Origin of the sequence: Leptospira sp. B5-022, assembly GCF_000347035.1 — a bacterium.
In the GTDB taxonomy this organism is placed as follows: domain Bacteria; phylum Spirochaetota; class Leptospiria; order Leptospirales; family Leptospiraceae; genus Leptospira_B; species Leptospira_B cinconiae.
Window position 1 is genome coordinate 1 of the sequence record NZ_ANIJ01000014.1, and the last position, 24,338, is coordinate 24,338.

At 41.8% G+C, this 24,338-nt stretch carries 26 protein-coding genes; 12 read left to right on the top strand and 14 right to left on the bottom strand.

The window, feature by feature from the left end:
- The first annotated feature begins 468 nt into the window (after nucleotides 1-468).
- Complete coding sequence (locus tag LEP1GSC192_RS04525) at nucleotides 469-1,926, top strand: APC family permease (protein ID WP_036089078.1); 1,458 nt, start codon at nucleotides 469-471, stop codon at nucleotides 1,924-1,926.
- Nucleotides 1,927-1,937: 11 nt separating this feature from the next.
- Nucleotides 1,938-2,345 (top strand): hypothetical protein, encoded by a 408-nt coding sequence (locus LEP1GSC192_RS04530; protein ID WP_020768951.1) that lies wholly within the window; start codon nucleotides 1,938-1,940, stop codon nucleotides 2,343-2,345.
- A 333-nt stretch (nucleotides 2,346-2,678) separates the two neighbouring features.
- Here the strand turns inward: LEP1GSC192_RS04530 and LEP1GSC192_RS04535 are convergent, their stop codons facing one another.
- The 3 genes from LEP1GSC192_RS04535 to LEP1GSC192_RS04545 form a co-directional block, all read right to left on the bottom strand.
- Nucleotides 2,679-3,953: a condensation domain protein gene (locus LEP1GSC192_RS04535; protein WP_020768760.1), complete on the bottom strand. Its 1,275-nt coding sequence runs from the start codon at nucleotides 3,951-3,953 to the stop codon at nucleotides 2,679-2,681.
- A gap of 21 nt (nucleotides 3,954-3,974) precedes the next feature.
- The gene (locus LEP1GSC192_RS04540; protein ID WP_020768895.1) at nucleotides 3,975-5,042 is read right to left on the bottom strand and encodes a fatty acid desaturase; all 1,068 of its coding nucleotides are present in this window, start codon (nucleotides 5,040-5,042) and stop codon (nucleotides 3,975-3,977) included.
- A gap of 111 nt (nucleotides 5,043-5,153) precedes the next feature.
- Nucleotides 5,154-6,293 carry an AraC family transcriptional regulator gene (locus tag LEP1GSC192_RS04545; protein ID WP_020768932.1) on the bottom strand — a complete coding sequence of 380 codons (1,140 nt, stop codon included), beginning with the start codon at nucleotides 6,291-6,293 and terminating at the stop codon, nucleotides 5,154-5,156.
- A gap of 241 nt (nucleotides 6,294-6,534) precedes the next feature.
- Between LEP1GSC192_RS04545 and LEP1GSC192_RS20025 the strand changes: the two genes are divergently transcribed.
- Nucleotides 6,535-6,765 carry a hypothetical protein gene (locus LEP1GSC192_RS20025; protein ID WP_232420957.1) on the top strand — a complete coding sequence of 77 codons (231 nt, stop codon included), beginning with the start codon at nucleotides 6,535-6,537 and terminating at the stop codon, nucleotides 6,763-6,765.
- Between the two features lie 125 nt (nucleotides 6,766-6,890).
- On the top strand, nucleotides 6,891-8,063 hold the full coding sequence (locus LEP1GSC192_RS04555; protein WP_020768831.1) for an acyl-CoA dehydrogenase family protein: 1,173 nt from the start codon (nucleotides 6,891-6,893) through the stop codon (nucleotides 8,061-8,063).
- On the opposite strand, the gene LEP1GSC192_RS04560 is transcribed toward LEP1GSC192_RS04555, so the two are convergent.
- Nucleotides 8,060-9,322 (bottom strand): glycosyl hydrolase family 18 protein, encoded by a 1,263-nt coding sequence (locus tag LEP1GSC192_RS04560; RefSeq protein WP_020768753.1) that lies wholly within the window; start codon nucleotides 9,320-9,322, stop codon nucleotides 8,060-8,062. The genes LEP1GSC192_RS04555 and LEP1GSC192_RS04560 overlap by 4 nt on opposite strands.
- A 110-nt stretch (nucleotides 9,323-9,432) precedes the next feature.
- On the bottom strand, nucleotides 9,433-9,681 hold the full coding sequence (locus LEP1GSC192_RS04565; RefSeq protein WP_020768919.1) for a cysteine rich repeat-containing protein: 249 nt from the start codon (nucleotides 9,679-9,681) through the stop codon (nucleotides 9,433-9,435).
- Between the two features lie 180 nt (nucleotides 9,682-9,861).
- On the opposite strand from LEP1GSC192_RS04565, the gene LEP1GSC192_RS04570 reads away from it, so the two are divergent.
- The 3 genes from LEP1GSC192_RS04570 (at nucleotide 9,862) to LEP1GSC192_RS04580 (ending at nucleotide 11,918) form a co-directional block, all read left to right on the top strand.
- Entirely contained in the window at nucleotides 9,862-10,686 is an 825-nt protein-coding gene (locus tag LEP1GSC192_RS04570; protein ID WP_020768782.1) for an SDR family NAD(P)-dependent oxidoreductase, read from the top strand.
- 21 nt (nucleotides 10,687-10,707) lie between these two features.
- Nucleotides 10,708-11,466 carry a helix-turn-helix domain-containing protein gene (locus tag LEP1GSC192_RS04575; protein ID WP_020768855.1) on the top strand — a complete coding sequence of 253 codons (759 nt, stop codon included), beginning with the start codon at nucleotides 10,708-10,710 and terminating at the stop codon, nucleotides 11,464-11,466.
- A gap of 68 nt (nucleotides 11,467-11,534) precedes the next feature.
- Entirely contained in the window at nucleotides 11,535-11,918 is a 384-nt protein-coding gene (locus tag LEP1GSC192_RS04580) for a VOC family protein (protein WP_020768868.1), read from the top strand.
- On the opposite strand, the gene LEP1GSC192_RS04585 is transcribed toward LEP1GSC192_RS04580, so the two are convergent.
- Entirely contained in the window at nucleotides 11,915-12,289 is a 375-nt protein-coding gene (locus LEP1GSC192_RS04585) for a hypothetical protein (protein WP_020768786.1), read from the bottom strand. The two genes, LEP1GSC192_RS04580 and LEP1GSC192_RS04585, sit on opposite strands and share 4 nt — an antisense overlap.
- A 122-nt stretch (nucleotides 12,290-12,411) precedes the next feature.
- Between LEP1GSC192_RS04585 and bcp the strand changes: the two genes are divergently transcribed.
- Nucleotides 12,412-12,891 (top strand): thioredoxin-dependent thiol peroxidase, encoded by a 480-nt coding sequence (gene bcp, locus LEP1GSC192_RS04590; protein ID WP_020768766.1) that lies wholly within the window; start codon nucleotides 12,412-12,414, stop codon nucleotides 12,889-12,891.
- Complete coding sequence (locus LEP1GSC192_RS04595) at nucleotides 12,888-14,381, top strand: leucyl aminopeptidase (RefSeq protein WP_020768859.1); 1,494 nt, start codon at nucleotides 12,888-12,890, stop codon at nucleotides 14,379-14,381. The genes bcp and LEP1GSC192_RS04595 overlap by 4 nt, the downstream gene beginning before the upstream one ends.
- A 63-nt stretch (nucleotides 14,382-14,444) precedes the next feature.
- On the opposite strand, the gene LEP1GSC192_RS04600 is transcribed toward LEP1GSC192_RS04595, so the two are convergent.
- Nucleotides 14,445-15,176 (bottom strand): matrixin family metalloprotease, encoded by a 732-nt coding sequence (locus tag LEP1GSC192_RS04600; RefSeq protein ID WP_232420958.1) that lies wholly within the window; start codon nucleotides 15,174-15,176, stop codon nucleotides 14,445-14,447.
- 714 nt (nucleotides 15,177-15,890) lie between these two features.
- On the opposite strand from LEP1GSC192_RS04600, the gene LEP1GSC192_RS04610 reads away from it, so the two are divergent.
- Nucleotides 15,891-16,520, top strand: coding sequence for a lytic transglycosylase domain-containing protein (locus tag LEP1GSC192_RS04610; protein WP_020768864.1), 630 nt, complete (start codon nucleotides 15,891-15,893; stop codon nucleotides 16,518-16,520).
- On the opposite strand, the gene LEP1GSC192_RS04615 is transcribed toward LEP1GSC192_RS04610, so the two are convergent.
- From LEP1GSC192_RS04615 to LEP1GSC192_RS04625, 3 genes are all read right to left on the bottom strand, one after another.
- Nucleotides 16,517-17,383 carry an MBL fold metallo-hydrolase gene (locus LEP1GSC192_RS04615; RefSeq protein ID WP_020768890.1) on the bottom strand — a complete coding sequence of 289 codons (867 nt, stop codon included), beginning with the start codon at nucleotides 17,381-17,383 and terminating at the stop codon, nucleotides 16,517-16,519. The genes LEP1GSC192_RS04610 and LEP1GSC192_RS04615 overlap by 4 nt on opposite strands.
- Before the next feature lie 18 nt (nucleotides 17,384-17,401).
- Entirely contained in the window at nucleotides 17,402-18,229 is an 828-nt protein-coding gene (locus LEP1GSC192_RS04620) for an ABC transporter substrate-binding protein (protein WP_232420968.1), read from the bottom strand.
- A 130-nt stretch (nucleotides 18,230-18,359) separates the two neighbouring features.
- The gene (locus LEP1GSC192_RS04625) at nucleotides 18,360-20,324 is read right to left on the bottom strand and encodes an acetoacetate--CoA ligase (protein ID WP_020768924.1); all 1,965 of its coding nucleotides are present in this window, start codon (nucleotides 20,322-20,324) and stop codon (nucleotides 18,360-18,362) included.
- Nucleotides 20,325-20,436: 112 nt separating this feature from the next.
- Between LEP1GSC192_RS04625 and LEP1GSC192_RS04630 the strand changes: the two genes are divergently transcribed.
- Entirely contained in the window at nucleotides 20,437-20,847 is a 411-nt protein-coding gene (locus LEP1GSC192_RS04630) for a hypothetical protein (protein ID WP_020768959.1), read from the top strand.
- 123 nt (nucleotides 20,848-20,970) lie between these two features.
- On the opposite strand, the gene LEP1GSC192_RS04635 is transcribed toward LEP1GSC192_RS04630, so the two are convergent.
- Nucleotides 20,971-21,372 carry a 6-carboxytetrahydropterin synthase gene (locus LEP1GSC192_RS04635; protein ID WP_020768896.1) on the bottom strand — a complete coding sequence of 134 codons (402 nt, stop codon included), beginning with the start codon at nucleotides 21,370-21,372 and terminating at the stop codon, nucleotides 20,971-20,973.
- 67 nt (nucleotides 21,373-21,439) lie between these two features.
- Between LEP1GSC192_RS04635 and LEP1GSC192_RS04640 the strand changes: the two genes are divergently transcribed.
- Nucleotides 21,440-21,664, top strand: coding sequence for a DUF1858 domain-containing protein (locus LEP1GSC192_RS04640; RefSeq protein WP_008593840.1), 225 nt, complete (start codon nucleotides 21,440-21,442; stop codon nucleotides 21,662-21,664).
- A gap of 307 nt (nucleotides 21,665-21,971) precedes the next feature.
- On the opposite strand, the gene LEP1GSC192_RS04645 is transcribed toward LEP1GSC192_RS04640, so the two are convergent.
- The 3 genes from LEP1GSC192_RS04645 to LEP1GSC192_RS04655 are packed head-to-tail and all read right to left on the bottom strand — an operon-like array spanning nucleotide 21,972 to nucleotide 24,311.
- A complete protein-coding gene (locus tag LEP1GSC192_RS04645) occupies nucleotides 21,972-23,099 on the bottom strand; it encodes a hypothetical protein (RefSeq protein ID WP_232420959.1) in 1,128 nt (375 codons plus the stop codon).
- A 59-nt stretch (nucleotides 23,100-23,158) separates the two neighbouring features.
- Nucleotides 23,159-23,506: a DUF4180 domain-containing protein gene (locus tag LEP1GSC192_RS04650; RefSeq protein ID WP_020768926.1), complete on the bottom strand. Its 348-nt coding sequence runs from the start codon at nucleotides 23,504-23,506 to the stop codon at nucleotides 23,159-23,161.
- A 13-nt stretch (nucleotides 23,507-23,519) separates the two neighbouring features.
- Nucleotides 23,520-24,311 carry a hypothetical protein gene (locus tag LEP1GSC192_RS04655; RefSeq protein ID WP_020768806.1) on the bottom strand — a complete coding sequence of 264 codons (792 nt, stop codon included), beginning with the start codon at nucleotides 24,309-24,311 and terminating at the stop codon, nucleotides 23,520-23,522.
- Between the last annotated feature and the right edge of the window lie 27 nt (nucleotides 24,312-24,338).

Below are 24,338 nucleotides of genomic sequence, written 5' to 3' on the forward strand. Positions count from 1 at the left end.
AACTTTCCTCTCGTTTGGCCTTCGCCCACCGACTCGCTTCGAATAAACTTGGGGTGCTCTCGATTACGCCTCCGTCTATCTCGAGCTTGCTCGCTCTCCACGGATCGCTCGCAAGGTCGTTGCCAATCGAACGACCCATAGGGAGTGAGATTCCCGAAGGGTAGCTGAGCAAAGCGAAGCTAAATTTCAAATCAAACAAACTGCACCATAATTGCTCACCGGCTCCCTATGGGTCGCTGCGGCAGGGATACGAAGGGCGTTAGTCCAGGCGAAGCCTGGATGAGCGCGGATGCGCGAACCCGTAGTAGCCCGGTCCGAGCAATGCGAGGAGCCGCCCAAATCATTTGTAAGAGTTCGAACATACTGATATAAATCATTCGTATTACCTCCTATAATGAGTGAATGAAAGAGGTCTCGAAAATGTCTTGTGAGCGAAAGCAAAAGGACTATCTTGACCAAAAACTCAAAATGAAACTTCGCCGCTCCCTTAATCTTTATGATTCCATTTCTCTCATGTTCAGTTCTATGGTGGGACCGGGGATTTTTATCACTACGGGTTATATACTGACCCAAACCTCCAATCCGAATTGGGCTCTCCTTTGTTGGATACTGGGAGGTTTCTTGGCCATTGCGGGTGCGATGAGTTATGCGAAATCGGCGAGTATCTTTCCGTATGCGGGAGGAGACTACGTTTATCTAAAAGAAGCATACTCCCCTATCGTCGCATTCTCAAGCGGGTGGCTTTCGCTTTCGGTAAATTTTTCGGCATCCATTTCTCTTTCTGCAATCGCGTTCTCTAAATCGTTCATTACTTTATTCGATCCGAGCTGGGACATTTATTTTTTAGAGTCCAAGTTTTTGGGGATCACATTTTCTTTGGGTGTGGCCCAAATCCTGGGAATTTCCACGATCTTATTTTTTACCATCGTAAATTTTTTCGGGATAGGATTCGCTTCTCGTATCCAGAATTTTTTCACAACTTTCAAAATTTTAGGACTGGTTGCGTTCGTAGTTTTGGGATTTACTCTCGGAAATTATAATATTCAAAATTTTGAATCCTTCTCCCTGATCCCTTCCGATTTGCAAGGATGGAATCTTTTGCTGGCGGGAGCGATCCCTGTCACTTTTTCCTATTTGGGCTGGAATATGATCACTTATGTCGCGGAAGAAGTGAAAGATCCTGAAAAGAATATCTATAAGTCCGTCATCGTTTCCTGCACCTTGGTCACTCTTCTTTATGTTTTGATCAATTTTCTATATTTGAGCTCGGCTCCTTTTCAACTTTTAGCGGGAGATGAGAAGATCGGCGTTACTGCTTCCGGATTTTTATTCGGAAAAGGCGTGAATATTCTGATTACTGCGTTTATCTGCTGGGTATTTTTAGGCGGTATTTCCGCTTATATCATCGGCGGTTCAAGGATCTACTTTGCTATGGCGAGAGATGGATTCTTTTTTCCTAGTATGGCAAAGTTACACTCCAAATATCATAGCCCATATAAATCTTTGGTCTTTCAGTTTTTGTATGCCTGCCTTTTTTGTTTCGTGAAAGAGATCGAATCCCTTTTATATCTGATCACCTGCTCTACCTTATTACTTGCAACGATCACTGCTTATACTCCCGTCATTTTCGAAAAAAGACATTTGAAAAACGAGTTCAAGATCCCCGGTTATCCGTATTCCACTTATTTATACATACTTTCTAATATTTTGATCATAGGAACCTTGCTTTATAACAAAAGTGCGGAAGCTCTTTGGGGTTTTGCATTCACTCTATTCTCCGTTCCATTATATTATTATTTTAAACTTTCTAAAAAATCCGAACCGATCCTGATCGACACCGTTTCCGATCCTGGATTGGAAGCCGGCGGTTTAAGTTTACTTCCGGAAAACGAACCTGTTCCGGTAGGCAGCGGAGATCCCGCTTAAGTTTTTTCGTCTTGGAACTTTCTCCCAAAAACAAACTACGACTTCATAGATATCTGGGGATCGTTTCCTTAAGTTTTCTTTTTACTCGCCCGTTTATCATTCTATTCCAATTTCCTGATATTCAAAATTTTGAATTCATCTCAGCGTATATCGGAAGAACGGGAGCCATCTTCGGAGTTTTGGCATTTATCACCGGAGGAGGATTGGGCAAATATTTAGACGAGAAGAAAGCAAGAGTTGCGGAAATCCATACAATTCTAATGCTCGCAGGCTTAACTATGCAAGTTCCCGTTCTTGCAGAGGTGAAAATTCTCCTCATTCCGAATCTGATATCTTACCTTGGCTGCGGGATCTTGGTCTGGGGTTGGATCCTGGGCAGAAGAGTATTTACAAACAAAAAAAGAATTCTTCCTTTTTGAGCGACCCATAGGGAGCGAAAAAACCCGAAGGGGTGACTGAGTGAAACGAAGTCAAATTTCAAATCAAACAAACTGCATTAAAATCGTCAGAGACTTTGAGCGACCCATAGGGAGCGAAAAAACCCGAGGCGACCCTATTGGTGTCAATTGAATAGTATGGTAATTGCTATCCGGTTGGATAGCAACGACTCACAGTCGTAAGCTCGCTCCTATTGTCGCTGCGCTTGGGTGACTGAGTGAAACGAAGTCAAATTTCAAATCAAACAAACTGCATTAAGGTCATCAGAGACTTTGAGCGACCCATAGGGAGCGAAAAAACTTTTTGGAGCAGACTTACGAATTCGATAGTATATTCTTCCGGAAAGAATATGCGAATTGCGAAATATCCGCTTCGTTCCAACGATTTTTGTCGTAGTTGATATTGATTGCCATTCTATTCTCGTAGGTTGTCACAGTAGTAAAGACCGTTTGAGTCAAAGCGGGATGGACCGTAAAAGAAAGTTCTTTTACTTTTATTTCCTCTGAACTTAGAACAGGGATAATCCCTACGTTACTCAATAGACTCGACTGAGGATTTCGGCTCATCAGCAGTTGGAAAAGTTTTAATCCGTCTTCTTTTTCCAAAAATTGTTCGGAAGGAGGAAGAAGTTCATAAAATGCTCTACCTTCCCTTCTTCCGATTCGAGCTCTCACGTCGTTCATGATCGTTTTCGCTTTTATATCGAAGGGATCCCTGATATTCACCGGTGTAGTGAATAAAGAAATATACAATCCTAATGCGGAATCAGGCACCGGATGGCTCAAATGAGGCCTCAGATCCGCAGGAGTAGAAAGATATAATACTCCTTCTTGCCCTCTATCAAAAAAATCAGCGAGCGCCGTTACTTGAGAAGCGCCCAGTATCCCATGAAAGGAGATTTTTTTTTGTTTGGAAGTTTTTAAGAGTGACTCGACGTCTTCTTCTTCCAAATAGAAGCTGATGATCTCAGGATCTTGTTCTTCTTTCTTTCGAGAGAATTGAGGAATAGAAAGCGGCTTTTCCGGCTTTGGTCCGCCTTTATACAACTCTTCTGCCGGATACAATTCCATGAGGGAAGAATATTCTGCTTCTTGGATATCTTCCGCCTCTCCTGTGCTTGCTCGAAGGACATCTAAAAGAAATCTGCAACCTGATCTTCCATCTCCAATACTATGGTGGAAGATGAGTCCAATCGCAAATTTAGAATTTCCTGAAGTATAAAATATGGTTCTGATTAAGGGAGAATCTCCCAACTCGAAAAGCCGGATGGTTTCCTTGGCTAATTTGGATTTCCATTCGGTAGTATAGAGATCTTTTTGAATGGGGATTTTTTTGTCCGAGGTGGCAAAGTATAAATGAGAATCTTGTCCGACTTGTTTTAAAATCTGAACCTTAGCTAACGCATGTTTGTTTTGGATAAGGTCCAGCGCTTTACGCAAACTTTCTTCCGAAAAATTACCTTCTCCTTCCGCCATTACACAAAAATTCATAGAGGAAGCGCGATCATATAACCAGAAATTCGCTTCCGCTTGGTCTAAAGATCGAATGAATTGCCCTTGGGGTCTTTGGGACTCTTTTAAATTTTGCATGCCATTTCCGACTTTAAAATATTAGGCCGGAATCGCAATACCATCCATTTCTTCTTTGTGGTAACGATTCGCCCTTGTCATACTTTCAAAGTCGTTAAAACGAATTCCATATTTTTTTAAGAAGGGTTTTACTTTAGGTGCGACTGCTTGTCGTAGATAAAAGGGTTGTGTTACCACGAAATGATGGATCCCATGAGTGGCTCCGAAATTAAAACAGAACAAATGTAAGGGTAATATCCACCAGGAATCCAATACTTGGGTCTGCTGGTATAAACTTTTCACATCCCCGAAATAATGCATATTAGAAGAAACGATCTGAATTGCAGTTTGCCTGAGCCAACAAGGGATCAAATATACTACCGCTGCAGTATTTAATAAATTATGAATATATGCTGTAGTTCCGGTCTCTTGTATCGGACTTCCGAAAGCCCAGTTGATCAAAGAGATAAGTCCCCAGATCAAGAATGAGTACCAAAGCAGAAGGTATACTAAACGATAAGGTCCCTTGATCGGCTTAGCCTTTATTTTTTTAAAATAACGGATCGCGTCCTTTCTGATCTTAGGTCCCTGTAATACCACCGCCATGATCGGATCTATCATCACGAGTATACGTCTGATCCCCCAAGGCATTCCGTTACTGATAAATCTTTCTTCTATATCCTCTATGTTCCCGGAAAGTTTATGGTGAAGAAGATGGATCTCTTTTCTGAACCAAGGATTGACCGTATTCGCACGAAATAACCAGACCATCCAAAATAGAAAATTCTGCATTTTAGGATTTTCTTTAAAATAAATACTATGGATCAAGTCATGCTCCATCTCATGCAGAAAAGAAGCCAAGATCCCATTCCCTATAATACAAGCCCAGAATGGAATGATATCCATTACATAGAGACTTCCGAGTACGATCATTCCCGAAGCGGAACCCACAGTGATCCCGAATCCGATCGCGTTTTGGTATTTTAAAAAAGAAAAACGTTTTCTGAGTTTAGAATCCGAATAGCGGATCCATTTGATGATACGTTTTGTTTTTTCTTTATCGGTAAATCGATCCGAAATATTTTTTCGCTCAAGTGCCAAGGAATTCATATCTACTCCAATGTAACTGATGGAAAGGAGTATAGCCTATATCTCAGATCCGTCGTTCCATTCTATAAACCGAAACTGCAAAAACGGTTTCAATTGATAGGATGGGACCGATTACCCGGAATTTTTCTCCCTAAATTCGGATGGAGGAACTCCAACTTCCTTCTGAAAGGCCCTATGAAAGGAGGTTTTACTCCGAAATCCTACCTCATAGGCTATATCCAGGATAGAAGTATCCTTACTTTTGGTGAGTAGCTCGCAAGCTTCCCGTATCCTATACTCGTTCACGAATGCGGAGAAATTTTTACCCATTTCTTGGTTGATCAGTTCCGAAAGCTGGTGAGAAGAAAGTCCTATCTCATCCGCCAAACTCGCCAAACTCAGTTCATCGTCTTTGTATAGTTTTTCGACTTCCATCGCTTTAAGTAAATTCTCCCTAAGAGTGGCGATATCCATTCCTTGCAGCAAGGAGCGGGAATATTTTTGGAAGGTGACTCTTGCAACTTCTTGTAGGTTTTGGAAATAAGCAGGGTACCTTCTTCCGATCAAATAAGAGACACAAAGACTCAATCCCATCATAGAAGCGCTGACCAAAAGAAAGAGAGGGTTCTTATCCAATAGAAAAAATGCACCTACGGAATGGTTGGCGATCGTCGCAAGAATGATATAGAGCAAAACTCTCGCAGTCCATTCTTCTTTCAAAACATTCGGTTTAAATAATATTCGGCTTCCTCTCAATAAACCCGCAATATAAGCCGCTAGTATGAGCAAAGGGATCAGAAAGACTAGATCTAATATACTTCTTGTTTCCGAGAATGTTCGGATCCCTACCTTGAGTGACTCAGGGACAAAGATAGACCCGAAAAAATACAAAATCCAAATAATCCCGGGCAGAATAGAGTGTTTGGGACTTAAGCCCAATGCGGATTTTTCGAATTCGGAGTTTTGAATGATCTTATGGATCCCGTAAAGAATAGGACCGATGGAACCCAATACCGGAATGTGAAGAAGAACGATCCTAGGAAATGAAGAAGATAAGCCGAACACATAAAATAGACAAGTGCCTTGTAATAATCCCAGACTTACGAACAAAAGAGAAAGTAAACGATTGAGAGCCGTTTTTCTTTCTAAAATATTCTGCCCTATACATAGGAGGCCCCCCAGATAAGTTCCAAAAATCGCAAATGAAACTAAAATCCAAATTACCGTCGCCTGAGAGGTATGTTCCGGAAAGTAGGTCGGAATATTAGTCATCGAAAGCTTTATCCTCTATCCTTCCAGGTTGTCAACCTTCTGTAGGACCTCCTACAAAGAGAATTATTAGGTTTCCGAACATGGGTTCGACAAATGTTTCCATTTAAGCCAAATGTTTGTTTGCCGGAACCAATCCGGCTTTCCTTCCATTTTTATCATTCGGTTTCCTATCAAATCTAAAAATCTAAAGGTACAAAATGAAAATCTGAAAGTATATGGTCCACTCATTGTGGAGGATTTTATGAATTCGTATACTTATATCCAAGTCGAAAAGAAAAGTAGCGTGTTTTGTATAACACTCAATCGCCCCGAAGCAAGAAACGCCATCGAAGTAGGGAATTTGGAAGCGATAGACGATCTTGTTCCTTTGATGACCGATTGTTTAAGATCGGAAGACGGTCAAGAAGGGATCCGTTCCTTATTGGAAAAAGAACCTCTGTTTTTAAAGGAAAATAGTATTTTAATTTTTTAGAATATATATTTTTTACGAAAATCCGCTTTTGGTTCGGTTCTTTAACGAACAATATTCGGACAAACGGAATTCTACTTGCCTTCACACATGTTTCTTCGAGTTTAGCAGGATCCGAGGAAGCAAAAATGGATTTTAGTCTAAGCCAAGATGAACAAGAGTTCATACAATCTTTTCGTAATTTTTGCAAAAAGGAGATCCATCCTTTTGCAGAAGAAGCGGATAAGACTAAGGAACTTCCTAGGTCCCATTACCTTAGATTAGGAGAAGCAGGATATCTAGGTCTTTTACACGAGGAAGAGTTCGGTGGACAAGGTGCGGGAATTTTTTTAAGCACTCTTGCCATGGAGATCGTCTCCGAATATTGTGGTTCAACATTTTTCAGCGCAGGAGCCTCTGCAGGCTTATTCGGACTTCCTATTAAACATTTCGGGACTCTTGAACAGAAGAAAAAATATCTGCCTGATATTATCTCCGGTAAGACTATCGGTTCCTTGGGAGTCACCGAACCTGACGGAGGTTCAGACGTTTCAGGTCTTTCTTCTCTCGCAAAAAAATCGGGAAAAGATCGCTACCTTCTCTCCGGTCAAAAAACCTATATCACAAACGCTCCCAATGCGAATTATTGTTTGGTCCTTGCAAGGACACAAGACGAAAGCGGTAAAGAAAAAGGACTCACTCATTTTATCGTAGATCTAAATTCCAAAGGTATCTCTCGCTCGGCACCAATGGACAAAATGGGACTGAAGGCTTCTCCAACCGGAGCATTATTCTTCGAGGATGTGGAAGTCCCGGAGGAGAATATTTTAGGTAAATTAGGAAAAGGTTTTAGACAAACGATGCAAACCTTCAACGCGGAGAGACTTTCTTTAGCCGCCTATTCCTTAGGAGTTATGAAAGCTTGTTTAGACGAATCTAAATCCTTTTCCGCAACCCGTAAAAGTTTCGGCAAATCCATTTACCAACACCAAGGTGTCGCATTCATGCTCGCTGAAATTTATTCCAAATACGAAGCGGCAAAATGGTTTACTTATAATACTGCCTGGGAAATGGAAAAAATCGAATCGGAAGGAAAGCCGAGTATGAGCCTTTCCGGAAAATGTGCTGCATGCAAATTATTCGCCACAACAGCGGCAAGAGAAGTCACAAATCTTGCGGTCCAGATCCATGGAGGCGCAGGTTATATGGACGAGTATAAAGTCTCTCGCCTATACAGGGACACCAGACTAGGTGAGATAGGTGGAGGAACAAGCGAGATCCAGAAACTGATCATTTCCGGAAGTATCATGAAAGATTCTTAAAGTGTTTCCGAAAGTTCGGGTCCTAATTTTTCTTCCAGATATTTATGGATCTCGGGATCGTTATCTTCTATTAATTGCCAAAAAGAAAATCCTCTGATCTTGTATTTATCCAATATTTTCATCTTCTTCTCGAAAGCGTTTCGATCCATATAGAATGCGACCCGATCACAACCGCCCATTCTGTACCAGAGAGAAGGATCTGAATATACGTGGCCTTGGTGTCTATACAGATAAGGTCTGAGATAGATCCAATCCCCCGCTTTAGGTTGTGTTTTAAAAACTTCTAATACGTCTGTGGGTTCCTCTTTTCGGGGAGCCATTTTTTCCCGGATCCACTTTGCCCTAGAATAATAGACCGATTTTGTTTCCGCTTCACAATGTAATGCCCAATCGTATCCGTAGGTCGGGATCGCCATGTATAACTTTTCATTCGGGATACGAGCAACCGCATATTCTAAAATTTTGTCGATCCACCAATCCGGAGCCTGGGGCCCAGGTCCGGGAAAACCTTGTTTGCGGGGATGTAATTCGTAGGCCATAATTTTGACCTTATCCGCAACCTTTCCTAAAAACTCATAATCATGGGTCAATTGACCTCTATAAGCCTCGTAAAAATCCACTTGGATCGGAGATTTCAAACCTTTACAAGGATAGACGGAAGGTTTTTCAGCAACAGTTTTCGGATGTATCGCTACGGATAGGATTTTACCTTTTTTATGCAATTCATCCCGAAGAAGTATTAGAAATTCCTGAAATACTTCCTTCTTCTCGCAAGTCATCCCTTCATAATCTATATCAATGCCATCGTACCCGTATGAATCTATCTCTTTTAGAATATTCTGTATATGAAGATCTCTGACCTTTGTATTACCGTTTAGACCGATCGCATCCGAAACTTTTTCGAAATCATTTTCCCAACGAAAGATAGTGGGAATGATCAGTGTCCTCGGAGACATGAGCCTTAACCAACGGATCCTTTCGTCTATTTCGTCCTTCTTCCAGACCGAAAGTATACGACCCGTATTACTGCGACCACCTTCCAGGTTGTATAAAAACGGATGGATCTCGTCGTAAAGATGGACATACTTCATCATTGCGTAAAAGTCCTGGGACCATGTAGAAGCATACAATCTTTCGGTCGGCGGACTCGTTCGTGTATTTGGATCGTTCTTTTTATCGTTTCCGGAAAAAAAACAATAAGTAAGAACCGAAGAGATCAATGCGAGAAATAAAGGATATACGATCTTATTAGGAAACATTTCGGAAGGATTCTTTAAGACAAGATCCCGAATCCTCCGAAATGAGATAGAAGATTTCTTTCCAAAAGGTAAGGAATTTGATCGGCTTTTGTCTCCAATGTCCTTTTAATTTAGGACTTTTTCTGTCCCCATCTTTTATCCAAATGTTCCTTGCATGCGGGAGATAGTTTATCCGAATTTTCCATCAAACAGTCTCTAATCCTTCCCTGACCTTTCGGGATATCATTGCAGTATTTTTGCCTATCTTCAAAACAAGGACTTCCCGGCCCTCCCATTCTAGGTTTGTTAGAACCCCCTCTTTGTGCGTAAACCGAAACACCCAACAACATCATAAAAAACGGAAGAATCGACCAGTTCATAAATCTACCTGCCACCCTATCGAAGAAAGATACCCGAATACGGTTTTGTCAATGATTCGAATCCTTTCAAAAGTATTAATAATCGTTGATATTTCTCAGATACTATATTCCTAAAATATGAAGACGATCTGGAATAACAAAGTCGATTCATTATAATCTTACTATTTCCGAGGTAATAATATGAAAACCGTAAAGGGAAAGAGAATATTAATCACCGGGGCCGCAATGGGAATGGGAAAAATTTATGCGGAACTTTCCGTTCAAGAAAACGCATCAGCCTTAGTACTTTGGGATGTAAATTCGAAAGTACTACTGAACACAGCGAAACAACTGAGATCGGATACTACGAAAATTTTTACGGACACAGTAGATGTTTCCGACCTTGAAAAGGTTAGAAAGGCCGTCTCCCGGATCGAAGCACAATTGGGAGGGATCGATATACTCATAAACAACGCAGGAATCGTAAAAGGAAAATATTTTTGGGAACACGACCCTAAATCGGACATCGAAACAACGATGGCAATTAACACCTTAGGTCCGATGTATTCTACTAGATTCCTACTTCCTAAAATGTTATCCGAAAGAACGGGAGAGTTTAGGATCGTAAACATATCCTCGGCGGCAGGATTGATCTCCAATCCCAAAATGAGCGTTTATTGCGCCTCAAAATGGGCGGAGACAGGATGGAGCGATTCCTTACGATTGGAATTGCTCCAAGCCGGTTACGGACATATAAAGGTCACTACAGTAAACCCGGCTTATATTTCCACCGGAATGTTCGAAGGTGTAAAAGGAATGTTGTTCACTCCGATTCTGACTCCCGAATATGTGACTTCGAAAGTTTGGAATGCGATGAAAAAAGGAAAACCTAGATTACTTTTACCTTGGACAATTTATCTTTCCAATGCATTAAGGGGGATACTTCCTATATCCGTTTTCGATTGGATCGCGGATAAAATTTTCGGAGTTTATAAAACTATGGAAGGTTTTAAGGGAAGATCGTAAATTGGATGGATCGGGGATTATATGAGAAACGATTTTAACCCTCTGCAACTAAACTTAGGGATACATTATTCCGAAATCGCTCCAAGTCCCGAACTTCTATCTCATATTGCTTATTATTGGGAATTCAGTTCAGGATCATCCGGTCCAAGCTCCTACCAAGTTGTCCCGGACGCATGTGTGGATCTCATCCTAAACATAAATCGGAAAGATCCTATTTTAATCTCACTATCTCCTACCTCCTTGGAAAGTTTTCCGATACAACCGGGTGACCGTTGGTTCGGAATTCGGTTTTTACCTTCCGGGATCCGTCGATTTTTTAAGATCGATCTTGGAGAAATAAAAGCTCAAACTTCTCCCTTTTTTGAAATTTTCCCGAAAGAAGCGAAAGAGTTGGAAGAAAAATTAGCGATTTCTAATTCTTTTTTCAATCGTATTAAGACATGTGATCTTTATTTTTCCGAACTTCTAAAGAAGAAGTCCCTGGAATCGGACCCAAGAATACGAACATCCTTGCAACAAATGTATTCGGATTTCCAAAAGCCCACGGAAAAATTAGGATTTCAAATTTCGTCCAGACATCTCAGAAGATTGTTTTCGGAAAATATAGGTCTCTCTCCCAAAGAATTCGCAAAAATACTCAGATTCCAAACGGTACTCCGTCAATGGAAAGAAAACGGTTCTTTAGAGATAGTAGACGGTTTCTACGACCAATCTCATTTTATCAAGGACTGGAAAAAATTCACGGGACTTACCCCTTCTTCTCTCCGAAAATTCCGATGAACTTTGTCCGATTTTTACAATCCGGATCCCCAGTTTCGGGTTAAATTTCAATACACAAGGAGAAACTTATGAAATTAAATCCAGGGATCGTCACGAGTAAACTGAAGGAAACGAAGGAATTTTACGTAAACAAACTAGGATTTCGGATCGTTTTCGAGAATGACTGGTACATTCTTCTTTCGACACCGAACGGAAAACACGAGATTTCCTTTTTAATTCCGAACCTTCCAAGCCAACATCCCGCTTTCCAAAAAGAATATTCAGGATTTGGCATGTATATCACTATAGAAACCGAGGATGTGGATTCGCTTTATTCGGAATTTAAGAAGAAGGATCTAAATATTCTTTTGGATCTAAAGGAAGAGGAATGGGGAGACAGACATTTTGCAATCTCGGATCCGAACGGGATCGGAATAGATTTCGTAAAATATACCGCTCCTGTGAATGTTTAAATCGACATTCCGTTTTTTTTGAGTATGTCTAAAGCGGTCTGTCTTAAGATCGGATGGACCACAAAATCTTCCGGATCCGGAGCCTTTCTTTCGGGTTCGGGATTTTTGAACTTATCCGGTCCGATCCATTGCGAGAGGGCCCATAACATCCTTTGGAAAATTTCGTCTATCCTTCTCTGATAACCCGCTTTTTTATAATAACCGTACGCAAGGATAGGCATTTTTTTTTCGAACATGAAATGGTCTCCTAAACGAATGAGCCCGTCCTTGTATTCCGTTTTCAGAAAACATTCCCTGGCCTTCCGGATATCACCTTCGTTGAAGGCCTGATTTCCCTGACGGATCAGTTCCATTCTTTCTTTAGGATCCATACTTTTACTATCGACAGAATTTCGGTTTTCGCAAGGCTTTTTACCTTCTTCTCCCCTTATGAAAACGGAAACAAAACAAAAAATCTTGTATAGTAGCCGAGTTCCCCATCATTTGTCTTTGTATGAGTACTTTAAAAGCGGGGTCCAAAGCCCCTAGTTTTACGACCCTGAACCAAAACGGGGAAAAGGTCTCTCTCAAGGATCTATCCGGAAAAAAGGGTCTGGTTTTATATTTTTATCCTAAGGACCAAACCCCGGGATGTACCACCGAGGCCTGCGATTTTAGGGATAATTTCGCGAGACTGAAGAAGGAGGGATTTAATGTAGTCGGAGTCTCCAAGGATTCAGTTAAGTCTCACCAGAAATTTATCGAAAAACAAGAACTCAATTTTACTCTTCTCTCCGATGAGGACGGAAGTATCTGCGAGGCTTACGGGGTCTGGCAGTTGAAAAAGTTTATGGGTAGGGAGTTTATGGGAATTCTCAGAACCACCTTCCTGATCGGAACGGATCTGAAAATTTTGAAAGTGTATCCGAAGGTAAGCGTGAAAGGTCACGTGGATGAGATCCTCGGAGATATTAAGGCGTTGGATAAAAAATGAAAATAGAAAGATCAAAAATCAATTTTAGTATAGGGAAGAACATTTCCAAAAATATCTATAAGGTAATTCCTGTCGTAAAAGATAATCTGCCTAAGGAACTGGAGACCAAATTTGCCGATCAGATCAGATCCGGGGTCTTCTCTGCGGAATCCGGACAGAGTTTTGTAGATGAATCGGACAGAATTATCTACCTAGGCTTGGGGAATTCCAACAAAGTCAACATTCGTTCCGTGGCTCAGATCTTCTTAAGTATAGGAGAAAAATTACGCAAATGGGAATCTGTGGGACTTGAGATCAAACTCACCAGATTTTTGACCAAAACTCTTTCCCCTTCTTCTTTAGTGTATCAGATCGCAAACTCGATCGACCTAGGTGCATTTCCCATCAATGTCTTGGCAAAGGACTTTAAGGAAAAAAAAGTTAAATTCGGAAATGTAAGTTTCGTATTAGAAGATCCTAATGCGGAAAAATCGGCGAAGGCCGGTTTGGATAAATCCAGAGCAGTCAGTAAATATGTGAACGGCGCCAGATATATCGCTCACCTTCCTGCTAATCATTTCACTCCGGAAGAATTTGTTTCTCGTTCCAAGGAGATTGCGAAAGAAGCAGGCTTAAAGATCACAGTGATGGATGAACCCCAACTTAAAAAGGAAAAGATGGGCGGAATTCTGGCAGTTTCTCAAGGTTCCGATAAAAAGCCTAAGATGATCGTTTTGGAATATCATCCCCCTAAGGCAAAATCCAAAAAGAAATTAGCTTTGATCGGAAAAGGTCTTACATTCGATTCCGGCGGGATCAGCATCAAACCTGCACAAGACATGCATGAAATGAAATATGATATGTGCGGCGCGGCAGCGGTGATCCATGCGATCGGTGCGATCGCAGAATTAGGTATTTCCGTTCCGGTGATTGCAGCAATCGGAATTGCGGAGAATATGCCGGATGCCGCCGCTTTAAAACCCGGAGACGTTTACACAGCTCATAACGGACTCACAGTAGAAGTCCAAAACACCGACGCAGAAGGCCGTCTTGTCCTAGGAGATGTCCTTTCTTACGTCGGAAAAAAATACAAACCGGACTATATGGTGGATCTGGCAACTTTGACCGGAGCGATCATCATTTCCTTAGGTCATGAAGCTGCGGGAGTGATGAGTAATTCCGATAAATTGCGCGGTCTTTTGGATGAGGCTTCCGCTTCTTCCGATGAAAGAATCTGGAATCTCCCTTTATGGGAAGAATACGGTGAAGATCTAAAGAGCGATATAGCGGATTTACGTAATATTGCAGGACGACCGGGAGGAAGTCTTTCTGCGGCAAAATACCTAGAACGTTTTGTGGACTCGGGAATCGACTGGGCTCATATCGATATCGCAGGAACCGCCTGGAGAAAGAAGTCTTCCGGAACCCAGATTGGGAACGGACCAAGCGGATATGGCGTTAGATTACTTGTAGATTTGGCCGAAAAATTAGAAAAAAACCGGGGAGTTTAATCCCCGGCAATCTTCGATCCACACCATAGGAAGATTGATCGGTGTTTACCGTTTCTGGGGTTATCAATCTTCCTCTTCCATATTTATATTTCCGAATACCGCGAACGAAGGAACGGTATACTGTTTTAAGTAAGTAAAGTCCGATTGTTTCGTATAAAGATTGGATTCGTCTACGGAACCGGGCGGCAAAGAAGTATTATACAGCGCCTGGGCGGCATGCATCTCCGTTCTACTAGGTTCGAACACAGTTCCAGTCAACATCGGGAACATCAGATCCTTAGGATCCTGAGAATGTTGTAATCCAAGGCAATGCCCAACTTCATGGGCAACGGTGGCGATTATATATTCTTTTGCGTCGATGGTGCTTCCTTCCATCCGCATCGCATCCGCAGTCGCTTTGATCCTGTCTTTAAAAATAAAAATAACACTATTTTCTATACTGGTAGTTGCGCTGATCGAACAAGCCGCAAGATAGAAAGGATTGGAAGAGAACAGCTGGCAATCTTTTGCGTTTTTCGGGGAGATTCCTTCCACATTACATTTTCCTGATTCTGTAAATGCGATCGTGTTTCTCATTCTATCCACCCTGGTTTTAGCAGGATAAACATCAATACCAAGGCCCCATTTTTGAGCCGCCGCTTTCGTGAGTTGTAGTCCGCCTTTCATTTCCTCTCCGTATGCTATCCAGAGAAGTTGTTTTTCCTCCCAAGTAAGATCACTGGAAGGATTCCCCATTTGAGTACATTGTGTAAATGTAATAAGGCATAGTACGGACAGAGCTAAAGATACCCTCATTATTTTTCCCCAGAAAATATCCGATCTCGGCGTTTTTGTTTTTAGAGATCGAATCCGATGAATAACGGATTTAGCTTTTTGTAATGTATCTTTAAATTTTCCCTATCGCGGGATCGATCATCGCGAAAGAGTTTTTACTTTTTTTATTTCGACTTGTTCGTTCAACAAGTCCCCGGTTCTAAAATATTATGACGAAGCAGTTACAAAAATTTGCATCAAAAATTTTATTTTTCCAAAATATATTAAATAAATCGAATGTTATATTTATTTCTAGTTGAGAAACATTTTGAGAAGCGAACGCAAATACAAATACGCATTTCAGGTTAGTAAATTTATTTCCAAACTTCTTCTAAATGTTCTTACCTACGTTTTTAAATTTTTTATACCGAAAGATTTATCCTTCTCTTGGAAATTTTTTTCCAAATTTATTGTAGTTGAGATGGTCTCGCAAGTAACTCGAATAAGACTCAGTAAGAGTAGAAAAAACTAGAGCGAAAGAATGAGTGTTAAGATTTAGGAAATAACTCCGAAAAAAAAATGTTCCCTTTGGCCCTCCTTCTTCTTTTCAATTTCTTAAGGGATACATTCTCCGTCGAAAACCCGATTTTTTTTTCCCGAACTCCTAAAACCGGATGGTTTTTTACTTGGCCTGTAGTGCGCCGCAAAAAGACTGGCCATAGATGGTGCAATGCACCATGAGAGGAGGCAAGGAGAATGCTCCAGCCTAAAATCCGAAAAAGATACATATTTATCGCCTCGTTACCCCTACTCTACCAATCCCTGGTCGCCCCAATCGCGGGCTCCCTAATCGGAAAGGGCGTTCCTGGTAGGAACTCCCTGCCAGAATCCGCTCAAATCAAAGAATACATCCGCTCCGAGAGACCGAGTCTTAGCGAATCAGAGCTGGAACTTCTCTCCTTAACCGTAGAAAAGGAAGCAGAAAGGATCCATGACAGTGCTTGCGGAGTTTATTGCCAAAAAGGAGAGAAGGCAGGGCTACTTCTCGGGATCATCAAAACAGAGTCCGAATTCTATCGAAAAGCCAAATCCAAGAAGAATGCTCGGGGACTTATGCAGATCATGCCGGGGACTGGATCCTGGATCGCCTCTTGGGAAGGCAAAAATATCAAGAAGCAGGACTTATTCGAACCGGAGACAAATATACATCTCGGGGTCTCCTATCTGAACCATTTATTGGAGACCCATGAGGGAAATATCCGCCAGGCGCTTCTGGCTTATAACGCTGGACCGGCAGCGGTTAAAAAATGGGGAGGAGTTCCTGCCTACGCGGAGAGCGTATTTTCAGGCCAGGAAGAATATTTAGGAAGCAGGGAATCATTTTAACGTTTTTGCATCCATAGAACGCAGGACCTAAGCATCTCGCTCATACGTTTCCGATCCGTATGAGCGGGGTGCCCATGGCCTGGTAAAAGCCACTCAAAATCATAATTTTCCAAGTCCTGCATGGACTTGGTTTGTTCTTCCCAAGAATACCAACAAACACTTCTAAACGCGATCAGCCTTTCTCTTTTTGGATCGAATGCAAGATGATCCCCTGAAAATAGAAATTTACGTTTATATAATAGAGTAGAATGTCCTCTGGTATGCCCAGGCCCAGGTATCACTAATAGATCTTCGCCGAGAGAAAACGGGTCTCTTCCTTTGATCACGATCTCTGCATTCGGAACCGCGGATAGATCTCCTTCATGAATGATCCTTTGGGTCCCGAAGTCGGTATGAAATTTTTCGTGATCCGCCACATCGTCTCTATGCGTAAGAAAATGATATTTGATCCCGCCTAAGTTTTTTATTTTTTCGGAAAGTGATGGAATATATCTGGGAGAATCCACAAGTACGTTACCTTCTTCCCTTACGATTAAATAGGAGAAGGCCCCGAATGAATCCTTAGAATGGAAACCGCAATGATAGACTTCGTCTTGGATCTGTCTCGGGAAAGATGCCTTTGCTTCCGCGAGATCGATACGATCTTCCGTTCCGATGGAAGCGGTAGGACAAGCAACTAACGCTTGTAAGGCTTGGAATTTTTCGGATTCTGTTTCAGGTTGCTTTTTAACGAATGAACCTGTTCGATCTTCTCCGAAAACATCGCCGGCCAAGATCCTGCAGGTCTCACAATCGATACAACTGGAATCCACATAGATCTGTCCGGGAGAATTTTGGGCCTTTCTTTTTGCCAAAGTCGCCATACGGATTAGACTACTTTTTTATTTCACCCAGTTGCTATTGTTAAAATACTTATCCTCTAAACTTTTTAATTCTCCAGTTCGTTTGAGTTCCGACAGAAAAAATTCGAAATTACGGAAGAAGTAAACATCACCCTTGGGAAGCAAAGCGCTCACATGATTTTCTTGAACCGGCTCGATGAGGGCCCTAAAATTGGATAAAATACTTCTTTGTTTGAGAAGAAGTCCCTTAATATAAAGAGAGTCTCCCACAAAACAATTTGCCTGCCCTTCTTTCACGGAATTCCATGCGCTTTCCATGGAACCGTAAGTGAATATCCGAGAATTCGGAAAGACACTTAATAGATATTCATGACTGGCTGAAAACGCTCTGACAGAAAAACTAAGCCCGCTTACACTATCCAGGTCCTTTACACTTCTGAAATATACCGTTGAAATAATGTTTCCTTCGGGAGGAGGAGGAAGTGCATTCTTATTCACCAAAGCACCGGGCGTAGAAATCAAATATGGAGAACTGAAACTCCCTTTTTTAGATCTTTCTAATGTAGAACTCAATCCGGAAAATGCGATATCAGCTTCTCCACTTTTGATGGCTTCCGCGTAATCCTCGAATTCAGGACGATTTGTGAATGTGTATTTTACTCCTAAAAAATCGGCGTATTTTTTGCCAAGCTCCGCATCGAATCCCGGAAAACCTTCTTTAGGATCGGAGATATAAAATGGATCGAAGTTACGATTTCCTGTGACTCGTAATTCTCCCCTTTTTCGGATCTCCTCCAAACGAGAGCCGGAGATAGCTTGTGGAAAAACAGGAGAAAGGATCAAAAACAAAAATAGGATACCGGATATTCGAAACACCACACTTTTATATTTTCTTAGCCCCTGTGGATCAAGGGAAAAAAAGGATCTATCATACTTGAGTCGATCTGAGAAAAGCGATTTTTTGGAAGAACCAGGGAACGTTTTTCATGCTCCAGGGTTAATCCGTTTGCAGTTCCGGGATATTTTTATAATATTCTAATGATTCCGGATTGATCAAAGCATCTTGGTTCGTGACCGCTTCTCCCTGCACTGTTTTCTTTACTGCGATCTCCACCTTTTTCATATTACGAGTATATGGAATATCCGCGATCTGGATGACCTTAGACGGAACATGACGAGGAGATACCTTTTCCTTGATCTCTTTTTTGATCTTAGATTCGAATGCTGAGTCCAAAACCGCACCGGGAGCCATCTTTAAGAAAAGGATCACTCGTACGTCATCCTTCCATTCTTGACCGATCACTACCGAATCCGCGATTTCGGAAATGGTTTCGAGCAGACTATACAAGTCCGCGGTTCCGATACGAACTCCACCCGGATTCAAAGTAGCGTCGGATCTTCCATACACGACCATTCCTCCGTTGGGAAGAATTTCCGCAAAATCCCCGTGCCTCCAGATATTCGGATAGGTATCGAAATAAGCGCCGATATATTTTTTTCCGTCCGGATCATTCCAAAATTCCAAAGGCATGGAAGGAAACGGTTTTGTACAGACTAGTTCTCCTTTTTGTCCTTGGACCGGTTTTCCCGAATCGTCGAAAATTTGTACGGACATTCCGAGGCCTAAGGACTGTAATTCTCCGGAATGTACAGGTAAATTAGGATTTCCTAATGCAAAACATCCGTTCAAGTCGGTTCCCCCCGAAATAGAGGAAAGTCTAAGGTCCTTCTTCCAAGACTCGTATATATACTCAAATCCGTATCCCGGCAATGGAGATCCTGTGGATAAGACAACGTTTACCGAAGAAAGGTCCACACTCGGTTTGAATTTTTCCTTCTCTAAACTAAGGATGTATTTAGCTCCTACTCCGAATACCTTGATCTTACGATCGGAAACATACCGAAATAATACTCCCGGATCGGGATGGAACGGATTTCCATCGAATAAATGTACTGTTGCTCCGATTGAAAGCGAACTGACAAGCCAGTTCCACATCATCCATCCGCAGGTAGTATAATAGAAAATCCCGTCTCCCTCTTTCAGATCCGTATGTAGCGCGAGTTCTTTCCAATGATTCAGAAAAACCCCGAAACCTTGGACCATACATTTAGGAAGCCCGGTTGTTCCGGAAGAATACATGATATACACGGGATGATCGAAAGATGTTTGGAAAAATTCAGGCTCCTGTCCCAGCAATGGCCTATAAGATTCTTCTAATGGAATCGCGTTTTTCGGAAATCCATCCGTGATATTCTTCTGATCTTTAGATCTTACACTAGGATATTCTGAAACTAAAATCTTTTTCAAGTCGGGAAGTTGGGAAGAGATCTCTTGGACAGTACTTGCCAGTGGAAGTGATTTACCCTTAAATTCATACCGTTCCGTGGTGATCAAAATTTTAGGTTGGATCTGCCCGAACCGATCCAATACTCCTTTAACTCCGAAATCCGGAGAACAAGAAGTCCAAACGGCTCCAATGCTAGTTGCCGCTAACATCGCAAGAATTGTATCCGGAACATTCGGCATAAGTCCCGCGATCCTATCTCCCGGCACCAATCCTTCCGATCTAAAATAAGCGGCAAGTGCTCCTACTCTTTTATGAAGTTCGGAATAAGTGAGGCTCTTTTCCGCTCCACTTTCTCCCCTGTAATGGATCGCAATAGTATCGTCTTTTTTCCGAAGTAAGTTTTGGGCGAAGTTCAGTTTTGCTCCCGGAAAAAATTTTGTTTCTCTGAAGGTTTTTCCGGTTTGGATGACTTCGTCATAGGATTTGGAGTGGATGACAGGAGCAAATTCCCAAATGAGTTCCCAAAATTTTTCGGGGAATTCAACGGACCAGGAATGTAGCTGCGTATAGTTTTGGAATTTTTTACCGATCTTTTGTTCGGCAAAATTTTGAAATTCCGTAAGTTTTGAGTTTTGGATGAGTTCGGGACTGGGAGTCCAAAGGATTTGATTCATGTCCAGGCCTGTTATCCTAGTTTTTTTCAATCGAAGGTCAACAGTAAATTAGTTGTGAAGCGAAAGCCGTTCCGTAAGATTTGTGCGTCGATAAGAAATCGGAGTTTCCCAGTTGTCAGACCTGAATCATCTCAACCTGCCTACGATCCTATTTTTATGCGTAAGTTTGGTCTACGCTTTCCACGGTTTTTTACACCAATTAGTGGTCGGGGGAGCCATCTCTGTATTCCAACATCCGGATGAAAGACAGTCCAGAATGATCCTCATGGTCTGGATCGCCACAGGCGGGTTCATGAGTTTTCTCGGACTTTTGCCTACGGTGCTTCTCCTTTTATACGGTGCCGACTCGGAGCCGGTCAAGGCAGTGCTTTGGACAAACACTTTAGCACTTTGTTTTTTAGCGGTTCACTTCGTTCTTTGCGGAGTGATGAAACTTCCCCGCCCTTTACGGATCGGTTTCTATTTCACGATCTCTTATGCGGTGGCTAATTTAGTTTTTCTTTTTACGTATGGGAAGATATAGAGTTATTTTTCCTCGAGCCAAGCCGAAGTGTAGAAGGTCTCACATAGAGATCACGCAAGGACACTGAGCCAAAAAATGAATAGCCCCCTCCGCGATCTAAGTGGCCTCTGTGCGAAAAAACCGTTAATTCGGCTCGAAATATGCCAAGTTCTCCGGGCCTTCGTGGATCACGATCCGATCCACTTTACCTTTGGCTTCTGCGACACTATCCTTTAAGCCATAATAGAACCAACGAGCCATATTTTCAGAAGTAGGATTGGTCTTTTGAAAATCCGCATGATCGTTGATCAGAATATGGTCTAACTCAGCCACTAGTTCTTTGAGCTTACGCTTAGAGGTCAAAAAGTCGAAACTGATCCCGTCATCCCCGATATTCTTTTGGCCGGAAAGATAAACTTCTACCTTAAAGGAATGGCCGTGGATCGGTTCATCCGAGCCGTCGGGGAAATATTTGTAGAGATAATGAGAGGACTCGAACCTTTCCTCGATCCGAATATAGAATTTGCCGGTTTCTTGAAAAAACATGGAATTGACTTTGGCCTAGGGAGTCTATATACTGGAACTGAAAACCAGTACTTAGGAGATTTCCCCCATGTCGGAAGCGGTCAAGCCAAGATTTTTTAAAGAAATGACGGTAGGCGAGGCGATCGGTCTTCATCCGGAAGCAGGATTAGTGTTCTCCAGCTATCATTTGGGCGGTTGCTCTCATTGTTCCATCAACGAACTCGAAACGATCGAGCAAGTTTGTATGGGCTATGGTGTGGAAGTGGATGTTCTTCTGGATAGTTTGAACAACCTACTCGAGGACGGAGAGTAATCTCTCCGCCTTCGGGTCATCGCTTTTAATTCACGAAGCAACTTCCGCCGGCAACTATCGATTCCGTTAGGCAAGAATTCTGCCTATCTGGATCCGTTGAGCCTCCCGTGCAGGCATTATACGAAACAAGCACGGCAATACAACCCATTCGTTTCCCATACGAATCATCCAGATCATAAGTCGGATCGAGCATACTACAGGAAACAAAAACCCAAAATGTAAATATAAATAAAACTTTAAACTTCATTCGTCGGTCTCCAGCTCCAAATAGCCGACCAACGTTGGCGGCAATCCTCGAAAAGGGAAATCATAAACGAAAATATTCCCTAATTTTTTCGAATTCGTTTCCCTCCGGACAACCCAACCAATGCAAAAGTTTAGCAAGTGCCTTTTCCCCTTTTTGATTTAAAGACAGTTTATTTAAGGCGCCTCTGATCCCCCAAAACTTTCTATAATCCGGCAATTTAGGTACTGGAAAATCCAAACTAATGAAAGAAATTCCAACTTTGGTACTTCCCATATCGGATACCTTTCTCATTTTATCCAAGTCTTGGACAACTGAATCCAAGGTTTTTCTAAACTTAGATATACTAGCGGGATTTTCAGTCTCTACGGCGGTTTGATATTCTCCGATCCATTCCCGAATCAATTTATATTTTTCTCTAGCTTTCATTGTGGAAGGAATGATTTCGGAAAGTTTAGAAGCGGATTCTATCACTTCTGCCACTAAGGGGGGAAGTATTAACTGGAAATTATTCATCTTACCAACCGGAGTCAAACTAGTGAACATTTTGATCCTTTCATTATCGATCCATTCTTGAATTTCCGAATTTATATCCGTTTGAGGTTTGAATAGGGGAACCTGTTCCAACAGGGAAGCTCTGATCGGATGAGCTACGTAATGAGCTTCTAGAAAGGAACTCCTTCCCAAATTTCCCGCGGCCCCCCAAACTACCTGACCGAAATAACTGTGAGGAGCTTGTTTATTCTTTCTATATCCTTCAAAATTTTCTTCCTGATGTTTTTTCATCAGGTCGGTGGCGCATAATAATTGTAAGGCTTTGTTCCTGGAATCGGCCACTTCCGGGTTATACGTAGGAATATCGACGGAAATAAGCAGGTTCCCGTCCAGAGAATCCAGACTCTCGAAGGAATTCCAACCTGCGGAAAACTTTTGGTCATAGAATATTTTTTCCCTCAGGACGAGTTCGTTGATCAGATGAAATAAACTTTCTATCTGGACGCAAGCTGTCGGAATTTCCACCCAATCATAAGAGTTTGTCTCTTTATTGATCTTTAGTTCTTTGGAATTCGAAAAATCCAAGCCTTCGGTATATAAGTCGAAAAGGCTTTCGAATGTCCAATTGTCCCAGAAAGAAGTATTGTTCTGCATCGGAAAGGTTTTGGATTTTCTTCCGAATGCGGAAAATTGCAACCTAAATTACGATAAATTTATGTTAGGCGGTGTTTTTCGCACAGAGTATAATTTAGAATTTACTTAAGCAGCCGGATTGCTGCTTCCAGAGTCTCCGAAAATATCACTTTTCCGTTTTTGTTACTTTCGTAAATCAAATCGTTAAAACTTTTAGAGGTAATATTGGAGTAATCGCCGAGGATGATGAATCGTTTTTGATAATTGGTAATTTTTTGAAAGATCTCGCCTGCAAACCCGGTTTTCAGATCGAAAAAATGTTCCGGTAAATGGGAAGAATGGACTGCAATTGTATCGCTCTTTGCGGAATAGATCAAATCAAAGAACGAATCAAGTTCCTGAATGAGATAATCTTTCTGTTGTAGAAAGGAGATTGACCCTTTTTCAGTCTCTAATTCCTCGAATACCATAAGATCCCGTTTATCACTCACCCATTTGGGGAATATAATAATATCGAATTCCTGCTTTGCGGAAATAATAACGAATCTCGGAAGATTGTTTGTCCGTAGGTTGTAATCTTCTTTTAAAAGTATCTTCCGGGATACGGAAAGTATCTCCTAATGCGTCACATCTAAAGAATCGGATTCCTTCCGGATAACGGATCATGAGTAAGGTCCCTGGTTCGGTTTCCCAGGTTCGACCTTCTCCTTCCCAAGAAAAATAAATCGACCTGCTCGGGAAGATAGGATATTTTTTTCCTTCGTATAGGACCTTGTCCTTGTTTCGATTCACGTTTTTGAATATTTTTTTAGGTCCGGATTTTACGATAAAATGGACTGTGCCGCATCTAAATGTAAGGAGTAAGGGAATCCCGTTCAGCGAACCGGGCTCTATTCCCGAACCGGCTACGGTAGCTGCAACCCGGTTCGTATTTTCCGCTATCCTTCCCAATGTGGAGCGCATGGATTCGTCCAAAAATTCCACGGTGTCGTCTTTACGTATCTTCTCTAATTGCCTGTAGATCCGATCGAACTCTTGTTTTTCGTAAGCCTTGTTTCGAACAAAGCCGTCTAACTGTCTTTTTAAATTGGAAAGTCTAGCCTTAAAGTAAGGAGTGTCGTTTCGGGAAGCGACGTCGAACATTTCCTCCCAGAGCGTTTCTAATTCTCTGACTTCCGAATCTTGGTCGTAGGTATTTTTCTCCACTTCTTCCAAGATATAACGGAACTTTCTTTTCAGATCGAATAGAAATCTGGAGTCTTTTACTCTTTCCATATTAAGTGAAAACCGGCTTTTGCCACA

What these genes read in the sequence shown, in the direction of transcription:
- bcp (WP_020768766.1), top strand. Translation starts at nt 12,412, where the DNA reads ATGAGTACTTTAAAAGCGGGGTCCAAAGCCCCTAGTTTTACGACCCTG.
- LEP1GSC192_RS04585 (WP_020768786.1), bottom strand. Translation starts at nt 12,289, where the DNA reads ATGGATCCTAAAGAAAGAATGGAACTGATCCGTCAGGGAAATCAGGCC.
- LEP1GSC192_RS04625 (WP_020768924.1), bottom strand. Translation starts at nt 20,324, where the DNA reads ATGAATCAAATCCTTTGGACTCCCAGTCCCGAACTCATCCAAAACTCA.
- LEP1GSC192_RS04565 (WP_020768919.1), bottom strand. Translation starts at nt 9,681, where the DNA reads ATGAACTGGTCGATTCTTCCGTTTTTTATGATGTTGTTGGGTGTTTCG.
- LEP1GSC192_RS04560 (WP_020768753.1), bottom strand. Translation starts at nt 9,322, where the DNA reads ATGTTTCCTAATAAGATCGTATATCCTTTATTTCTCGCATTGATCTCT.
- LEP1GSC192_RS04540 (WP_020768895.1), bottom strand. Translation starts at nt 5,042, where the DNA reads ATGAATTCCTTGGCACTTGAGCGAAAAAATATTTCGGATCGATTTACC.
- LEP1GSC192_RS04555 (WP_020768831.1), top strand. Translation starts at nt 6,891, where the DNA reads ATGGATTTTAGTCTAAGCCAAGATGAACAAGAGTTCATACAATCTTTT.
- LEP1GSC192_RS04580 (WP_020768868.1), top strand. Translation starts at nt 11,535, where the DNA reads ATGAAATTAAATCCAGGGATCGTCACGAGTAAACTGAAGGAAACGAAG.
- LEP1GSC192_RS04615 (WP_020768890.1), bottom strand. Translation starts at nt 17,383, where the DNA reads ATGGCGACTTTGGCAAAAAGAAAGGCCCAAAATTCTCCCGGACAGATC.
- LEP1GSC192_RS04655 (WP_020768806.1), bottom strand. Translation starts at nt 24,311, where the DNA reads ATGGAAAGAGTAAAAGACTCCAGATTTCTATTCGATCTGAAAAGAAAG.
- LEP1GSC192_RS20025 (WP_232420957.1), top strand. Translation starts at nt 6,535, where the DNA reads ATGAATTCGTATACTTATATCCAAGTCGAAAAGAAAAGTAGCGTGTTT.
- LEP1GSC192_RS04610 (WP_020768864.1), top strand. Translation starts at nt 15,891, where the DNA reads ATGCTCCAGCCTAAAATCCGAAAAAGATACATATTTATCGCCTCGTTA.
- LEP1GSC192_RS04650 (WP_020768926.1), bottom strand. Translation starts at nt 23,506, where the DNA reads ATGGTATTCGAGGAATTAGAGACTGAAAAAGGGTCAATCTCCTTTCTA.
- LEP1GSC192_RS04640 (WP_008593840.1), top strand. Translation starts at nt 21,440, where the DNA reads ATGTCGGAAGCGGTCAAGCCAAGATTTTTTAAAGAAATGACGGTAGGC.
- LEP1GSC192_RS04595 (WP_020768859.1), top strand. Translation starts at nt 12,888, where the DNA reads ATGAAAATAGAAAGATCAAAAATCAATTTTAGTATAGGGAAGAACATT.
- LEP1GSC192_RS04635 (WP_020768896.1), bottom strand. Translation starts at nt 21,372, where the DNA reads ATGTTTTTTCAAGAAACCGGCAAATTCTATATTCGGATCGAGGAAAGG.
- LEP1GSC192_RS04545 (WP_020768932.1), bottom strand. Translation starts at nt 6,293, where the DNA reads ATGACTAATATTCCGACCTACTTTCCGGAACATACCTCTCAGGCGACG.
- LEP1GSC192_RS04570 (WP_020768782.1), top strand. Translation starts at nt 9,862, where the DNA reads ATGAAAACCGTAAAGGGAAAGAGAATATTAATCACCGGGGCCGCAATG.
- LEP1GSC192_RS04600 (WP_232420958.1), bottom strand. Translation starts at nt 15,176, where the DNA reads ATGAGGGTATCTTTAGCTCTGTCCGTACTATGCCTTATTACATTTACA.
- LEP1GSC192_RS04575 (WP_020768855.1), top strand. Translation starts at nt 10,708, where the DNA reads ATGAGAAACGATTTTAACCCTCTGCAACTAAACTTAGGGATACATTAT.
- LEP1GSC192_RS04525 (WP_036089078.1), top strand. Translation starts at nt 469, where the DNA reads ATGAAACTTCGCCGCTCCCTTAATCTTTATGATTCCATTTCTCTCATG.
- LEP1GSC192_RS04535 (WP_020768760.1), bottom strand. Translation starts at nt 3,953, where the DNA reads ATGCAAAATTTAAAAGAGTCCCAAAGACCCCAAGGGCAATTCATTCGA.